The sequence below is a fragment of the Acinetobacter sp. ANC 3832 genome (assembly GCF_002135415.1).
Lineage (GTDB): Bacteria > Pseudomonadota > Gammaproteobacteria > Pseudomonadales > Moraxellaceae > Acinetobacter.
This window is the reverse complement of the sequence record NZ_NEGJ01000001.1, coordinates 80,302-94,761: the sequence shown is the minus strand read 5'-3', so window position 1 is coordinate 94,761 and position 14,460 is coordinate 80,302. Positions and strand designations below refer to the sequence as shown.

Annotated in this window: 14 protein-coding genes; 8 read left to right on the top strand and 6 right to left on the bottom strand. The window is 34.1% G+C overall.

Features of this window, described 5'->3' with window-relative positions:
* Positions 1–21 precede the first annotated feature (21 nt).
* From B9T35_RS00445 to B9T35_RS00420, 6 genes are all read left to right on the top strand, one after another.
* Entirely contained in the window at positions 22–948 is a 927-nt protein-coding gene (locus B9T35_RS00445) for a branched-chain amino acid transaminase (protein WP_086189173.1), read from the top strand.
* A gap of 96 nt (positions 949–1,044) precedes the next feature.
* Positions 1,045–1,938 (top strand): ELM1/GtrOC1 family putative glycosyltransferase, encoded by an 894-nt coding sequence (locus B9T35_RS00440; RefSeq protein WP_086189172.1) that lies wholly within the window; start codon positions 1,045–1,047, stop codon positions 1,936–1,938.
* Between the two features lie 5 nt (positions 1,939–1,943).
* On the top strand, positions 1,944–2,972 hold the full coding sequence (locus B9T35_RS00435; protein WP_086189171.1) for a glycosyltransferase: 1,029 nt from the start codon (positions 1,944–1,946) through the stop codon (positions 2,970–2,972).
* Positions 2,969–3,724: a polysaccharide deacetylase family protein gene (locus B9T35_RS00430; RefSeq protein WP_213033340.1), complete on the top strand. Its 756-nt coding sequence runs from the start codon at positions 2,969–2,971 to the stop codon at positions 3,722–3,724. Before B9T35_RS00435 ends, B9T35_RS00430 begins: the two co-directional genes overlap by 4 nt.
* Entirely contained in the window at positions 3,718–4,497 is a 780-nt protein-coding gene (locus B9T35_RS00425; RefSeq protein ID WP_086189170.1) for a glycosyltransferase family 2 protein, read from the top strand. Before B9T35_RS00430 ends, B9T35_RS00425 begins: the two co-directional genes overlap by 7 nt.
* Positions 4,494–5,528, top strand: a complete 1,035-nt coding sequence (locus B9T35_RS00420) for a glycosyltransferase family 4 protein (RefSeq protein ID WP_086189169.1) — start codon at positions 4,494–4,496, stop codon at positions 5,526–5,528. The genes B9T35_RS00425 and B9T35_RS00420 overlap by 4 nt, the downstream gene beginning before the upstream one ends.
* Here B9T35_RS00420 and B9T35_RS00415 read toward each other — a convergent pair whose 3' ends face one another.
* Entirely contained in the window at positions 5,529–6,410 is an 882-nt protein-coding gene (locus tag B9T35_RS00415) for a hypothetical protein (RefSeq protein ID WP_086189168.1), read from the bottom strand.
* Positions 6,411–6,488: 78 nt separating this feature from the next.
* On the opposite strand from B9T35_RS00415, the gene B9T35_RS00410 reads away from it, so the two are divergent.
* The gene (locus B9T35_RS00410) at positions 6,489–7,250 is read left to right on the top strand and encodes a glycosyltransferase family 25 protein (protein ID WP_086189167.1); all 762 of its coding nucleotides are present in this window, start codon (positions 6,489–6,491) and stop codon (positions 7,248–7,250) included.
* Positions 7,251–7,503: 253 nt separating this feature from the next.
* Here B9T35_RS00410 and B9T35_RS00405 read toward each other — a convergent pair whose 3' ends face one another.
* On the bottom strand, positions 7,504–8,445 hold the full coding sequence (locus tag B9T35_RS00405; RefSeq protein ID WP_086189166.1) for a glycosyltransferase family 32 protein: 942 nt from the start codon (positions 8,443–8,445) through the stop codon (positions 7,504–7,506).
* A gap of 303 nt (positions 8,446–8,748) precedes the next feature.
* Here B9T35_RS00405 and B9T35_RS00400 point away from each other — a divergent pair, with 303 nt between their 5' ends.
* Positions 8,749–9,630: a polysaccharide pyruvyl transferase family protein gene (locus B9T35_RS00400; protein ID WP_086189165.1), complete on the top strand. Its 882-nt coding sequence runs from the start codon at positions 8,749–8,751 to the stop codon at positions 9,628–9,630.
* A 50-nt stretch (positions 9,631–9,680) separates the two neighbouring features.
* Here B9T35_RS00400 and B9T35_RS00395 read toward each other — a convergent pair whose 3' ends face one another.
* The 4 genes from B9T35_RS00395 to B9T35_RS00380 form a co-directional block, all read right to left on the bottom strand.
* Entirely contained in the window at positions 9,681–9,902 is a 222-nt protein-coding gene (locus tag B9T35_RS00395; RefSeq protein ID WP_086189164.1) for a hypothetical protein, read from the bottom strand.
* A gap of 227 nt (positions 9,903–10,129) precedes the next feature.
* Entirely contained in the window at positions 10,130–11,047 is a 918-nt protein-coding gene (locus tag B9T35_RS00390) for a lysophospholipid acyltransferase family protein (protein WP_265733434.1), read from the bottom strand.
* A 538-nt stretch (positions 11,048–11,585) separates the two neighbouring features.
* A complete protein-coding gene (gene aspS / locus B9T35_RS00385) occupies positions 11,586–13,376 on the bottom strand; it encodes an aspartate--tRNA ligase (RefSeq protein WP_086189162.1) in 1,791 nt (596 codons plus the stop codon).
* Positions 13,377–13,570: 194 nt separating this feature from the next.
* Entirely contained in the window at positions 13,571–14,335 is a 765-nt protein-coding gene (locus B9T35_RS00380) for a DUF4184 family protein (protein ID WP_086189161.1), read from the bottom strand.
* Between the last annotated feature and the right edge of the window lie 125 nt (positions 14,336–14,460).

Here is a 14,460-nt window from a genome sequence, read left to right as displayed (position 1 = left end):
TAAAATTTTTGGAGTTGTGTCATGAATTTGGCTGATCGTGATGGTTTTATTTGGCAAGATGGACAAATGGTTGATTGGCGTGAAGCGAAAACTCACGTTTTAACACATACTTTACACTATAGTATGGGTGTGTTTGAGGGTGTCCGTGCCTATGAAACTCCGAATGGAACAGCGATTTTCCGTTTAAAAGAACACACCAAGCGTCTATTAAATTCTGCAAAAATCTATCAAATGAAAGTTCCTTATGATCACGCGACATTGGAACAGGCTCAAATTGATGTGGTTCGTGAAAATAAATTAGCATCATGCTATTTGCGTCCAATCATTTTCATTGGTTCTGAAAAATTGGGTATTGCTGCAACGGATAATACTATTCATGCCGTTGTTGCTGCTTGGAGTTGGGGAACTTACCTTGGCGAAGAAGCAATGGAAAAAGGCATTCGTGTTAAAACATCTTCATTTACCCATCATCATCCTAATGTGACCATGTGTAAGGCAAAAGCATCAGGTAACTATACTTTGTCTATTCTTGCACACCAAGAAGTGGCACATTCAGGTTATGACGAAGCAATGTTGCTCGACCCACAAGGTTATGTATGCCAAGGTTCGGGTGAAAATGTATTCTTAGTACGTGATGGTGTGATTCATACACCTGACGTAGCAGGTGGTGCACTTGATGGTATTACTCGCCAAACGATTATTACCATTGCTAAAGACTTGGGTTATGAAGTTATTGAGCGTCGTATTACCCGTGATGAATTCTATATTGGTGATGAAGCATTCTTTACAGGGACTGCCGCAGAAGTAACGCCAATCCGTGAGTATGATGATCGTCAAATTGGTGAAGGTGTTCGTGGTCCAATCACAGCACAAATCCAGAAAGCATATTTTGATGCTGTGCAGGGCAAAGACCCTAAATATGCACACTGGTTGACTTACGTAAAATAAGTTGATGAGTTAAGATTAAAGGCGGAACGGATGTTTCGCCTTTTTTATTGGTAAATACTTAGATTTTGTAGTTTGAACATTTGCACAGGAAATTTTATGCATATTGTCTATGTTAGTGATGGTAAAGCAGGGCATCGCTCACAAGCAGTTGGTTTATATCAAGCGATGCAAAGACAGAGTGCAGAAAATGTAACTTTTGAAGAAATTAATATTACCGATCTTCCTATTTTTTCATTATTGATGGGGTTATTTAAACATTCCATTGGAATAGTCACCAAAAAACCAGACTTTATTTTTGCTGTAGGTAGTCATACTCAGTTACGTGTTTTATTGCTTGGAAAAATTTATCAGCAAGCAAAAACTATTGTGATGATGAAGCCTAATTTCCCATTTCATTGGTTTGATTATGCCATTATTCCAGAACATGATGATGTTGAAGCATCTGAACATGTCATTATCACAAAAGGTGCATTGAACCCAATTGTGAATGAACAGCGACATGAATCAAGTCGAATTCTTATTGCTTTGGGTGGTTCATCTAAACGTCATCAATGGAATGATCAAAAGGTTTTAGATTCTATTCAAGCAATTGTTGAGAATAATTTGAGTGCTGCTGTGATATTAACCACATCACGCCGTACACCTTCAGAGTTTTTAGTTCAGCTAGAACAGCAGAAATATGCATCTCAGATTCAAATTTTTCCTGTTGAAGAAACACCGCAAGGTTGGATCTTTGAGGAAATGCAAAAAGCTGAAGCGGTATGGGTGACTGAAGACAGTGTATCCATGATTTTTGAGGCATTGACTGCAGGTTGTAAAGTCGGTGTGATTAAAGTGGATCGAATTAAATCTGATAGAATAACGCAAATGGTTGATCGACTCTTATCTTTGCATCAAGAAGATGAAGCGTGTCAAAATAATTTGATCAATCTTCATTTAAATGAAGCAACAAGAGTTGCTGAAATTTTATTTAAAAATAGAGATGTTTGAAATAAATGAAAATTTTACATATCGCAAATTTTGGCTTTAATAAACAAGGTGCACATTTTTATTGCACCGACCGTAAAATTTCAGCGGGATTAACTGAAAATGGTCATTTTGTTTATGATTTTAGCTTTCGTGATATGGCACGAATGGGTACGATTTTTAAAACTAAAAAATTAGGCGCGAATTGGGCGAATAAAGAAATTCTAAACATTGTGGATAATCTTGAACCTGATTTAATTTTGATTGGTCATAGTGATTTAATGAACCCAAATGTTCTAAAAGAAATTAAGCAACGATATCCAAAAACTAAAATTGCCTTTTGGTATGTCGACCCCTTGTATCTAGAGCATAAATTGGGTTTTGTGCATGAATTTTCCCCTTATTTAGATGCTATTTTTTGTACGACTGGTGGCGAATATTTACAAAAGCTTAAACAGTCGCATTTGAAAGTGGCTTATATGCCAAATATTGGGCATCGGAATGTAGAGCAATTAAAACAATTTGAATCAACTAGCATTGATAAAGATTTTATTTTCTGTGGTGTTGTTTATAAAGAACCTGAGCGGGAAAAGTTCTTAAAAGATTTAGCTGATACTTTAAAAAGCAATCATATCCAATATCAGTATTATGGTTGTTTTGAGCAAGCTGGCGTTTATGGTAAAGGTTATTATCAGGTTCTTTCTCAATCACGAATGGGGCTTAACTTTTCACGTAAAAATGATGTCACACTTTATAGTTCTGACCGAATTGTTCAGTTAACGGGAAATGGTTTACTGACATTTAGTCCCAGAATTCCAAGTTTTGAAAAGCTTTATACAGATCAAGAGATCATCTATTTTAATGATCAATCTGATTTGGCAGAAAAAATTCAGTTCTATGCTTTGCATCCAGAGCAAGCAAAACAGATTGCAGAAGCAGGCTGGAATAAAACTCGCTCAAGCTTTAATGCTAAACGTATTACCCAATTTATGGTTGAAGTGACTTTTGATCAACCCTTGTCTGAAGCCTATGAGTGGGCACATGAGGTTTATGTATGATGTGGTTACTTTATATTGTGATTGGCATAATTGGGTTAGCAGCAGTGCTATATTTATTAGGTAATTATACTTTTTGGTTGCCATTTCGTAGCGCAAAATTACCTAGAGTTGTGATGCTGCATCAGGTTACGCCACATACAGAAGCATCCGGCATGAATATGCCACCTGAAAAATTTGAACAATTTCTACAATATTTAGTCAAAAGGAACAGTACTTTTTGCTTTGTTTCAGAGTTAGATCAATACCAAGGGCAAAAGAATATTGTTGCACTTTCATTTGATGATGGCTTTTTAGATAACTATCAATATGCATATCCATTATTAAAAAAATACAATGCGAAAGCGACTATTTTTCTTGCGACAAAAATTGAAGGTATTGAAAAGTTAAATGCAGAGCAAATTCAAGAAATGTCGAATTCGGGTATGATTGAGTTTGGTGCACATACACAACATCATGTGAATTTATTAAAATTAAGTGATGATATTGCTTATGCGGAAATGCAGGCATCTAAACAAGATGTTGAAGCACTTGTTGGAAAATGCCCAAGTTTTGCATATCCTTTTGGACGTTTTAATGAAAAACATCAGCAAATGGCTAAGGATATTGGTTTTAAAAATGCTGTCTCAACGCGTAAAAAAATTGAAGCTTATACCGAATCCAATCAATTTAATATTCCTCGTGTAAGTACTCATGGTGCAATGAATGCATTACAAATGCGTATCGCTTTAGCCAAAGGACGTTATAAATTATGAGTATTCCATGTAGTGTCTATATCGTTACCTTGAATTGTGGTGCTTGGTTGGAAGATACTTTAAAGAGTGTGGTTGATTTTGCTGAAGTCATTATTTTAGATTCTGGTAGTACTGATAATACTTATGCTATTGCTCAAAAATTCTCAAATGTACGAATAAGTCACCAAGATTGGCAAGGTTATGCAGCTCAGAAAAGTTTAGCATTAGCTCAGTGCCAACAAGAATGGGTGCTGAATTTAGATGGTGATGAGGTACTTTCTGATGAACTAAAGCAAGAAATTATTGTAACAATTCAGAAAGATGAAATTGATGCGTTAATTATTCCAATCAATGATGTTTTCTTAGGTGTTCCCAATAGTAAGCATACGAAAAAACATGCCAAAGTTCGTTTTTTCCGTAAAAGTAAAGGGCATTATGATTTAGAAAATAAAGTGCATGAAAATGTCATAATTAATGGTGAAAGTGTTCGTGCTAATGGTGATATTTACCATTATGGTGAATCAAGTATTTTTGTCAAAGTTGAAAAAAACAATCAATATTCAAATTTAAAAGCCGCCGAAAAATTTCAGAAAGGCAAACAGCCGAGTTTAGCCAAGCTTATTGTTGTTATGCCACTGACTTTTTTTAAATCCTACTTCATTCGCCGTAGTTGTTTAAATGGTTGGCGTGGTTTTGTAAATAGTATGATTAATGCTTTTTATGCTTTTTTAAAAGAAGCAAAACTGTTTGAACAACATTTAAATGCTAAAAAAGATAAACAGGATTCTAAATGAAAATTGTTCAAATTTTAGCAACTAGTGGTGGCATTGGTGGATTAGAACAGCATACTTTTAATTTGGTCAATGAATTGGCTAAAAGCAATGAAGTACATATTATTGCGCATCCTTGTTATGCAGAAAAATTTAATATAAATGTTCATTTTCATGCACTCGACTTTTCTCGTAGTCGATGGAATATTATATTGCTCTGGCAACTTTTTTGTTTAATAAAGAAGATTCAGCCTGAAATTGTGCATGCCCAAGCAGGTAAGGCATCTGAGCTTGTTGCACGAATTAGAATGTTTTTGCCTCAAGTTAAGCTAGTAACTACAATTCATGGGACAAAAAAAAATAAGTTTGCATATTTAGTGGGCGATGCTGTGATTGCAGTTAGCCAAGCTTTGACGCAAGGTATTCCTCAGGAAAAAGCGTATATTGTCTATAATGGTGTTTATCCTCAAGCACAGCTTTCTGCTGATGCAAAGCAAAAGTTAAAACACAGTGTCGACCAACAATTTCCAAATTTAGATTCAAGTAAAAAAATTGTCATGTGCATTGGTCGCTTGGAGCCTGTAAAGAATATTGCTTTACTAATTAAAGCGATGCAGAGAATTGATGCAAATTTATGGATCGTGGGTGAAGGATCATTGCGTCATATCTTAAAACAACAAGTACAACAACAGAATATGCAAAATAGAGTGGCTTTTTTAGGTTTTAGAACTGATGCTCGTGATTTACTGCAAATCGCTAATATCGTAGTTTTATCTTCTGATCGAGAAGGTTTTCCTTTGGTTATGGTCGAGGCATTACAAGCAGATAAAGTAATGGCATCGACTAAAGTTAATGGTGTAATCGAATGGTTTCCAGAAAGCTATCTTGCAAGTATCGGTGATTCGAATGAATTGCAAAATGCAATTGAAAATGCTTTAACGGATAAAGCGCAGCAAGATTTTGAGCCATTATTTATAAGAGCTAAAAAAGAACTTACAGTTGAAGCAATGGCTCAACAGACTTTTAATATTTATCAAAAATTACTAAAATCCTGATTATTTGGGGGATAAACGAATCGCATCGAGTACCACAAAGTTATTTTCAGTATTAATGGTATGACAGCCGTCATCACTTGTATTCCAATGTGGTAAAACAACTTCTAATAATTGTTCATGGTACTCAGTTGGACTCAATTTAATAATTTCTTTTAGTTCAATATTGCCACCATAGCGCTTTAAAGAGTCTTGACTAGGGCGGATAAGTTTATCGCCGTAGATAAAAGGCTTACCTGCCATTCTAAATTGTTGATAACCACGACAAATTGGATTTTGTGGGTGTTCTTTCCAATTTGGCTGGAGAATATTTTCAGTAAAAAACAAATCTAGACGATCGCCAAATTTTTTACAATCACGACGTGTTGAAGTAAATAAATACCACATACCTTCATAATAAAAAGGTGTTGTATCAACAGCTTCAATATTCTCTAAAAGATTTGAATGTTTTTCCCATTGCATTGGAAAATCTGTACATTTCCAAAGCTCGACGGTTTTATTGGCACAGGTTTCAGGAATCATATACCAGTCATTTTCAACTTTAAAAACACATGGATAAGATAGATGATAATCCAGTTTTAAAATAGTTTGGGGATCAGTATATCTACCATCTTTAAAGACTTCTAATACTGATAAAAAACCTACAGGGTGCTGATCATCAACTTCTTCAAAGAAGATAAAATGACGATTATTATCTTCTACATAAAAACAATCAGCAAAAGTGAAGTTTTTAGGAGAGTGGATTTCAAATAAATCGACTAATTGGTCTTGATTGTTAAGAGGTTGGTTGAGCCAGCCAAAACGCATATACCAATGAGAGTCAAATGACTTTTGTTTTTGTTTTTGTTGATATTTATACCATTTCTTTAAAAATAAACGCTTCATTTGAGGGAAATCAATTAAAATCTATCAAAGTTATTTTACAATAGTTAAGATGATAGTTGGGCTAAAAGGTGGTGACTAATGCAAGTTTTTATTATTAGTATTGAAGATGAAAACTCTCCTCGATTATGTAAGTTTTTGGGTCAGCCTTTTTTTCAAAATGGTCAGCTCCCTTTTAAAAAAATAGGGATTAAAGGTGGTGAGCTTTCCGCAAAACAATATTTTGAACAAGCGGTAAAGGGGCGCTCGAAGCCATTAACACCTGGGGAGTTAGGGTGTACGTTGTCGCATATTCAAGCATTGAATATATTTCTTCAAACAGAGGATGATTACGCATTAATTTTTGAAGATGATGCTATTTTACCTACAGATTTTTCGTTACAAACTATAGAGGATGAAATAAAAAGAATTAACTTATCCAGAAATACTCTTTTTAGTCTAGGTGGTATTCAAATGAAAGAGTGTTTGAAGATAAGAGGGAAATTTAAAGAAGAAGACTTTTTGAATCAAAAAATCCTAGAAGTTGTTCCTGATTTTTATCATCGTGTAAATTATGCCTTTGCCTATATTGTTGATCGTGAAATGGCACGTACATTAATTAACTATCATCAACCAATGCGAAAAGCAGATGACTGGGGATATTTATTTGATTTTAATGATCAATCTCATATTCTGATGACTTATATTGTTGATCATCCTGAAATTGAAATGGGCGAAAAAAATTTACAGTTGAGTGCAATTGAAGCTGAACGTGCAATTTCCAAAGATATTCCCCAAAGTAAATATGGTCAAGGTTTGACGAAAAATCTAGCTAAGTTTTCGAACAAACAGTATTTTAAATAGAATATTGTCTTTTAGATTTATGCAAAAATTTTACTTAGAGTGAACAAGAGAAGTCTTACGTTAGCATCGTTATTTATATATACAATGTAGGCTGAGTAATTTCATAAAATTAAGCATTCAGATATATACTTAATGCTTTAACGAATATTTTTAAAGTTTAAGGCTGGAAATTTTTATATAGGAAGTACACAAATAAATAACAGTGACTGTTAGTGTATAATTAAAAATTCTAGAAAACTATGTTGAATCAATTTCAACACTCTGAATCATCGAAGTCTAAAAGAGAATTTTTTTTAAACTTTTTCTTTAGAAAGTAGGGGGTAATTAATTTTCGATCCGATCCTATTAGCTTAATTAAATGTGGCATGCAAGAAGGTTTTTCCTTTAATACAAGAGATTCAATAAAATATAAATTACATTTAAGGTCTATGTTTTGATAAAAAAATGCATTTTGGTCACAGTTTATGAGAGAAATACTAATTGGTATTTTCCGCATAACTTTTTGACAAACGACATATGCAATTAAATACTCTAATGCTCCTATTTTTTGGAAGTAATCATTTGGATTAATTAAATTTTTTTTTATATTGGAAATATATAATTTTACACCTATCTTTAATGCATTACCTAGCTCATCCAGCCATTCTTTAAAGAAAATATTCCCTTTTTCTGATGCTAAAAGCCAATTCTCAATAACTGGAAACTCATGTATTGTTACATTAGCCGCTCTATAATAACCAAATGCTGAGGTCTTATTTTTTTTACAGATATCAAGAATCCAATCTAAATTAGAATAAGTAATAATACTTGCATCTAGCCATAACCCACCATGATGGTAGAGAAGATGAAATCTTAATAAGTCAGAATACTGTTGTGGAGTTAAATTATTAAATTGAGAAAAATCATAATCACAATAGTTTGAAATATTTTCTTTATTTAGAAAGTTTATTTCATAAGTGGGATTCAGCTTTTGAATTTGATTAAAACAACTTAGAACAATAGCCGGTATCTCTGAGTCCCAGTACATCCAAATGATTTTAGGAATAGATACATTATACGATTTATCTTTTGGATTTAAAATAATTTCATGAGCAAAGTTATTTGGCTCTAAGTTTTTAGATCTAATATTCTTATAAAATCTTAAATTGAAAGAAAGCATTCTAAATGCTTTCCTTGTGGTTTTTCTTAAGCCCATCTAAAAAAACTCGAAAAATAATTGGAAGATTATTGGATAATTTTAATATAACTTTGCCTGTTTTTTTAATTTTAAATATTATTTTTAGTAGTTTGATTAGAAATGGAACAAATGGTTTTTTATAATTTTAATGTGAAAATTAGAAAAGTATCACAATGTGATAATTTGAATTATGGAGGATTAATGAATTTAGTTTTTACTTATTGTTTGTTTCTGTTTTATTATTATAATAATCAATAGTTTAACTTGAGATGGTGGGTGATGGGTTGTAATCTCTAGATTATCATTTATAGGGGGTGAACAATGTCATTTTTTTTTAAAGAACCTCCAAAGTGTATTACCTATCAATTAGATAACAATGGTCAATTTGTGGAAAAACAACCAATCTATACCTACTGGTGGGATGAAATCCCTAACTTTGGTGATTGGATTGGTCCTTATCTATTAGCAAAAATAACAGATCGACCGATTATTAATGTAAAAGGTGCTTCTAAAGAACATGCAATTTTTTCAGTAGGTTCAATTATTGAACATATTGATCAAGAGTTTCCCCAAGCAAAAATATGGGGGAGTGGTTTAATTAAAGCTCCTCATCGTAAGCGGTGTCGAAAAATAAATCGTTTTGTTGGAGAGGTTCATGCTGTTCGTGGATTAAAAACATTTCAAGAGCTTAAAAATTTAACTGATCTTGATATTCCTCAAATATTTGGCGATCCTGCATTATTATTACCTTATTTCTATAAACCTCAGAAAACATTAAGGACGCCCAAAGTAAGTTTATGCCCACATTTTTCTCATTTTGATTATTTTACTTCACTCGATAGTTCAGAAAAAATAGATTTGATTAAGGTCGGAGATCCTTTATTGAATGTTATTGATCAAATTGTAAATTCAGATATTTGTATTTCTACTTCCTTACATGGCTTAATTGTTGCACAAGCCTATGGTGTACCTTGGGTATGGTTAACTGTTGCAGAAAATAAGTTAGAGGGTGATAACTTTAAATTTGAAGACTTTTTTTCCACACTACACGAACAGCAAGAAATTGCTAATTATCATTTAGAATTAGCTGAAATTACCGAAGAAAACGTATTAAAAATTAGTTCATTGGCACGTAGAAGTGATTATAAATATTCTTTAAATGCACTTCTAGATAGTTGTCCAATCGTTAGAGATAGGGTTTGAATCGATAAAATACCAATTATTGAATTTTATCTATGCTAAATATCTAACAACTATGATGGCTGGTCAGCATTACCCTTAATAATCATATAAATCAGTGCGCCAAAAATCATAAATGCACCGCCAAAACTGCTTAAGCAAAAGTACAAAATACGATCTGAAGTATCTAGGTTGAATACTTGATGGCTAATAATATAGCGCATGAAACCCCATTGAATAATTGCAAATGCAATAAGAACAATCGTATGACGACGAACATCGGGACGCATAGCCATGTGGTAATATACCTATAAAATGAACCGCACTATTATGCCATTATTGAGAACTTATCTCAATTCAATAAAAATGATGCAATATCGAATGTGAAATCAAATTTGATCATTCATCGATAGAAATCTTATAGAAGCGAGAACACTCTTTTTTCTTTTCTAAAACATAAAAGCCTTTACTTCAGAGGCTTAATGAATAGAACTCATTTATAGTTTTAGGAAATATATAGGCTTTACTTATTATAAATACTGTCTTGTCCTTCAACATTTCTAAAACGTTTATAGGACCAGATATATTGTTCAGGTGCGATATTAATCATATTTTGCATTTCTTGGTTGAGCGTATCAACAGAGAGTTGTAAATCTTTAGCAAGAATGTCTGAAGATAATGTCGTGCAATGTACAGTAAAACTACTTTTATCATCATTGCGAATGCAGCTTAAGCCAATCACATTGCATTGTGTCTTATTCGCTAATTTAGAGACCAGTGTACTGGAAAGGGTGTTTTGCCCAAAAAATTGTGAATAAATACCACCTGATGGTTTTGGAAGATGATCAGGTAGGATCACCGTTAAGCCACCTTGTTTGAGGTGTTTGAAAATAGCACGGACGCCACTATCATCTGTTGGAACAAGTGTTGCATTGAATTGTTGACGGGCTTCTAACATATAGCGATTAAAGCCTTTCATTTTGCTTGGTTTGTACATTATGACAGGGGCTGTATATTTATTTAACCAAGCATTCAGTAACTCCCAGCAGCCTAAGTGTGGCACGACAACAATAATGCCTCTTTTATTGGCAAGCGCATCAATAAAGTATTGTTCACCATGAATCTGCTTCAGTAGATTAAGACTGTATTCAGCAGGTGTACCCCAACATTTCACAAATTCAAGATAAGTCATACATTGGCTTTTTAGGCTTTGCTTCACTAAGTCTTTTTGACTGACGTCATCTAAATCAGGATAAGCCAATTGTATGTTAATCGTCGTAATCCGTTTCATCGATGAGTTATAGCAACTTAGAAATAGAGCTACCCAAGTGGCAAATAACTGCAATAGAGAAAGCGGGAGCAGTGCGATAACTTTAAGAATAAAATACATAAAGGATAGATCATCATAAAGATGGTGAGAGAAAACTTTAGAAAGATTGATCACAGTAATGTTTAAGCAATAAATATGAGATCAGATTCTTAAGCACAAAATATGGGGATAAGACTAGAAGGATAGAAACGTATTAGATTAATATTGAAGTGATGTTAGCAATATATTTTATCTATATAAAACCAAATCATCAGATATCTTGCATTAATATTCATGATCTTTTAATTTTTTCATGCAAAGAAATATAAAAGAATGATGCAATAAATCTATACTTTAATAAAAAGGAAACACCTATTTTAATGTATAACTAACTCTAATTATTCATTAATTTAAAAACGAATAGATGATATATCATAACTAGATATATTCAACTATCAAAAAAAATCAAAATACAGCACTTGCTTGAGTTATTTTTTATTTAGCACTGATTTTATGAGTCATCTTGTATAGCCATTCAGAACTTCTCTATTTTTCTATTCTCATGAAAAATAATTCTGTTTTAGGAAAGAAACTTATTTAAGTACTATTAAAAAAAGACCCTGCATAAGCAGAGTCTCTTAATTAACTTAATTCAACATTAAATTTGAAATTAAACTTGTTTTGTTTCTTCAGTTTTAGGTTTTTCACGTAAACGAATACCAAGGTCACGCAATTGATTTGGTTCAACTGGTGCAGGTGCTTGAGTCAATGGACATTCAGCAGTTTTGGTTTTCGGGAATGCAATGACGTCACGAATAGAAGAAGCACCTGTCATCAACATCACAAGACGGTCAAGACCAAATGCCAAGCCACCATGCGGAGGCGCGCCATAACGTAAAGCATTCAGTAGGAAACTAAATTTCTCTTCAGCTTCTTCTTCAGAAATACCCAAAGCTGCAAAAATAGCTTGTTGCATTTCTAGGTTGAAGATACGCAGTGAACCACCGCCTACTTCAGTACCATTCAATACCATGTCATATGCCACAGAAAGCGCAGCACCTGGATTGCTTTTCACTTCTTCAACGCTTGATTTTGGTAGCGTGAATGGGTGATGTACAGATGTCCATTTGCCATCATCAGTTTCTTCGAACATTGGGAAGTCAACCACCCAAAGAGGTGCCCACTCGCAAGTCGCAAGTTTCATGTCGTGACCGACTTTGATACGTAAAGCACCCATTGCATCGTTTACAACTTTGGCTTTATCTGCACCGAAGAATACGATGTCGCCATTTTCAGCGCCAACACGTTTCAACAAATCAAGTACGATTGGCTCGATGAATTTAACGATTGGAGATTGAAGACCTTCAATGCCTTTTTCAAGTTCATTGACTTTGATATAAGCCAAACCTTTTGCACCGTAGATACCAACGAATTTAGTGTATTCGTCAATTTGGCTACGTGGAAGCGCACCTGCACCCGGTACACGAAGTGCAACGATACGACCTTTAGGATCTTTAGCAGGACCTGCGAATACTTTGAACTCAACGTCTTGCATCATGTCTGCAACGTCAACCAATTTCAAAGGAATACGCATATCTGGCTTGTCAGATGCATAATCACGCATTGCGTCGTTATAGGTCATGCGTGGGAATTTGTCGAAATTCACATTTAAAAGTTCTTTGAACATTTTAATCGTTAAAGTTTCCATCAAATCCATAATGTCATCGTCACTCATGAACGATGTTTCAACGTCGATTTGGGTAAATTCAGGCTGACGATCCGCACGTAAATCTTCGTCACGGAAACATTTAGCAATTTGGTAATAACGATCGATACCGCCCACCATCAACAACTGTTTGAATAATTGTGGTGATTGTGGAAGTGCATAGAAGCTACCGTTAGAAACACGACTAGGGACTAAATAGTCGCGTGCACCTTCAGGTGTTGCACGTGTCAAAATTGGTGTTTCGACGTCTAAGAAACCATTGTCTTCAAAATAGTTACGAATAAGATTGGTTAATTTCGAACGGAAACGTAAACGATCTAACATTTCAGGACGACGAATATCAAGGAAACGATATTTCAAACGTACTTCTTCAGAAATATTAGTATTTTCATCATTCAATGGGAATGGCGGGGTTTCAGAAGCTGCAAGAACTTCAATTTCTTTACCTAAAACTTCAATTTGACCACTGGTAATGTTGGCATTTTCTGTGCCTTCATAGCGACGACGTACACGACCTGTAATTTTTAATACGAATTCTGAACGTGATTTGTCTGCAGTTGCAAATGCTTCTGGGGTATCTGGATCGATAACCACTTGAACGAGACCGTCACGGTCACGCATATCAAGGAAAATTACACCACCATGGTCACGGCGACGATGTACCCAACCGCATAATGTTACTGTTTGATCAATTTGGGCTTCGGTTAAAGAACCGCAGTAATGAGTTCGCATCATAGCGTAAAACATCCAACTATATGGGTTAAGGAAAGCGTATACGTAAACAGCGTACCGCCTTTAAATGTAATGATGGATTATGCCTCTTTGAGCGGTGAGTCACAAGAAGCAGTGTCAAAAACAGTGCATTTTCAATATGGATGAGAATAACAAAGCGGAAATGAAGTATTAAAAGTAATATCTAAAATCAGACATTAATCAAAATATTGCTGACGATTTAAAATAAAAAATAGAATACAACCTAAGCTAAAACAGAGGATTGAACCTCGTGTAAAGCTTTTCATAAAGAATCCAATGAAAGTATAAAGATCTGTATTGGGAGGATAGAAACCTGTCTGTTTTGCGATGTATAGGTAGCTGCAACAACCAACAATAAAAGAGCCTGAAAATAATGCCATCGCAAATTTAATGAGCTTAAAGTTAACAGTATTTCCTTGCTTATATTGAGAATAATAATGAATAGCCATCCAACCGATAAAGGGGAGTGCTAAAGCAGAAGTACCGATTTGTAGTACTCGATGCATTGGATAGCTATGGCTAAATAAGGTAACAGGCTGAGCCAGAAAATTAGAAAATGCGAAAGTTCTGAAATCTAAATGAGTGAGTCCATCCCAAATAATATGTGTTGCTGTACCAATGATAATGGCAATCAGCATACTGATGATAAAGGTACAGAATGATCGTAAAGAATGAATATTCAGCTTTTTCTTTAAGCCCAAAAGCTGAAAAAGAAAGGGACGGTATAAGCAATACCATAAAAAGCAAAATAACAATCCAACCACTAAGTCGGGGTAGATAATGCCTTTCCATTGATGATTCAAATAAATTTCTGTTTTGACCAAAATTCGATATAAATCAGGTGTCATTGTACCAATGGCTAAAGCAGCAATCGGTAAGCGGTGACCTGTCAGTTTGGCAAGTGGAGGAGCAAGAACAGTATGGGAAAGTGTAAAAGGCATTAAAAATTTAACATCAAAAAACAAGTATAGTGACTAATAGTTTAAATAAAAAAGAGTTCAGGTGTGTTTTTTATTGCAAATTAAATGAAATGTTATAATATAACATTATTCAAAATATTGAGCTT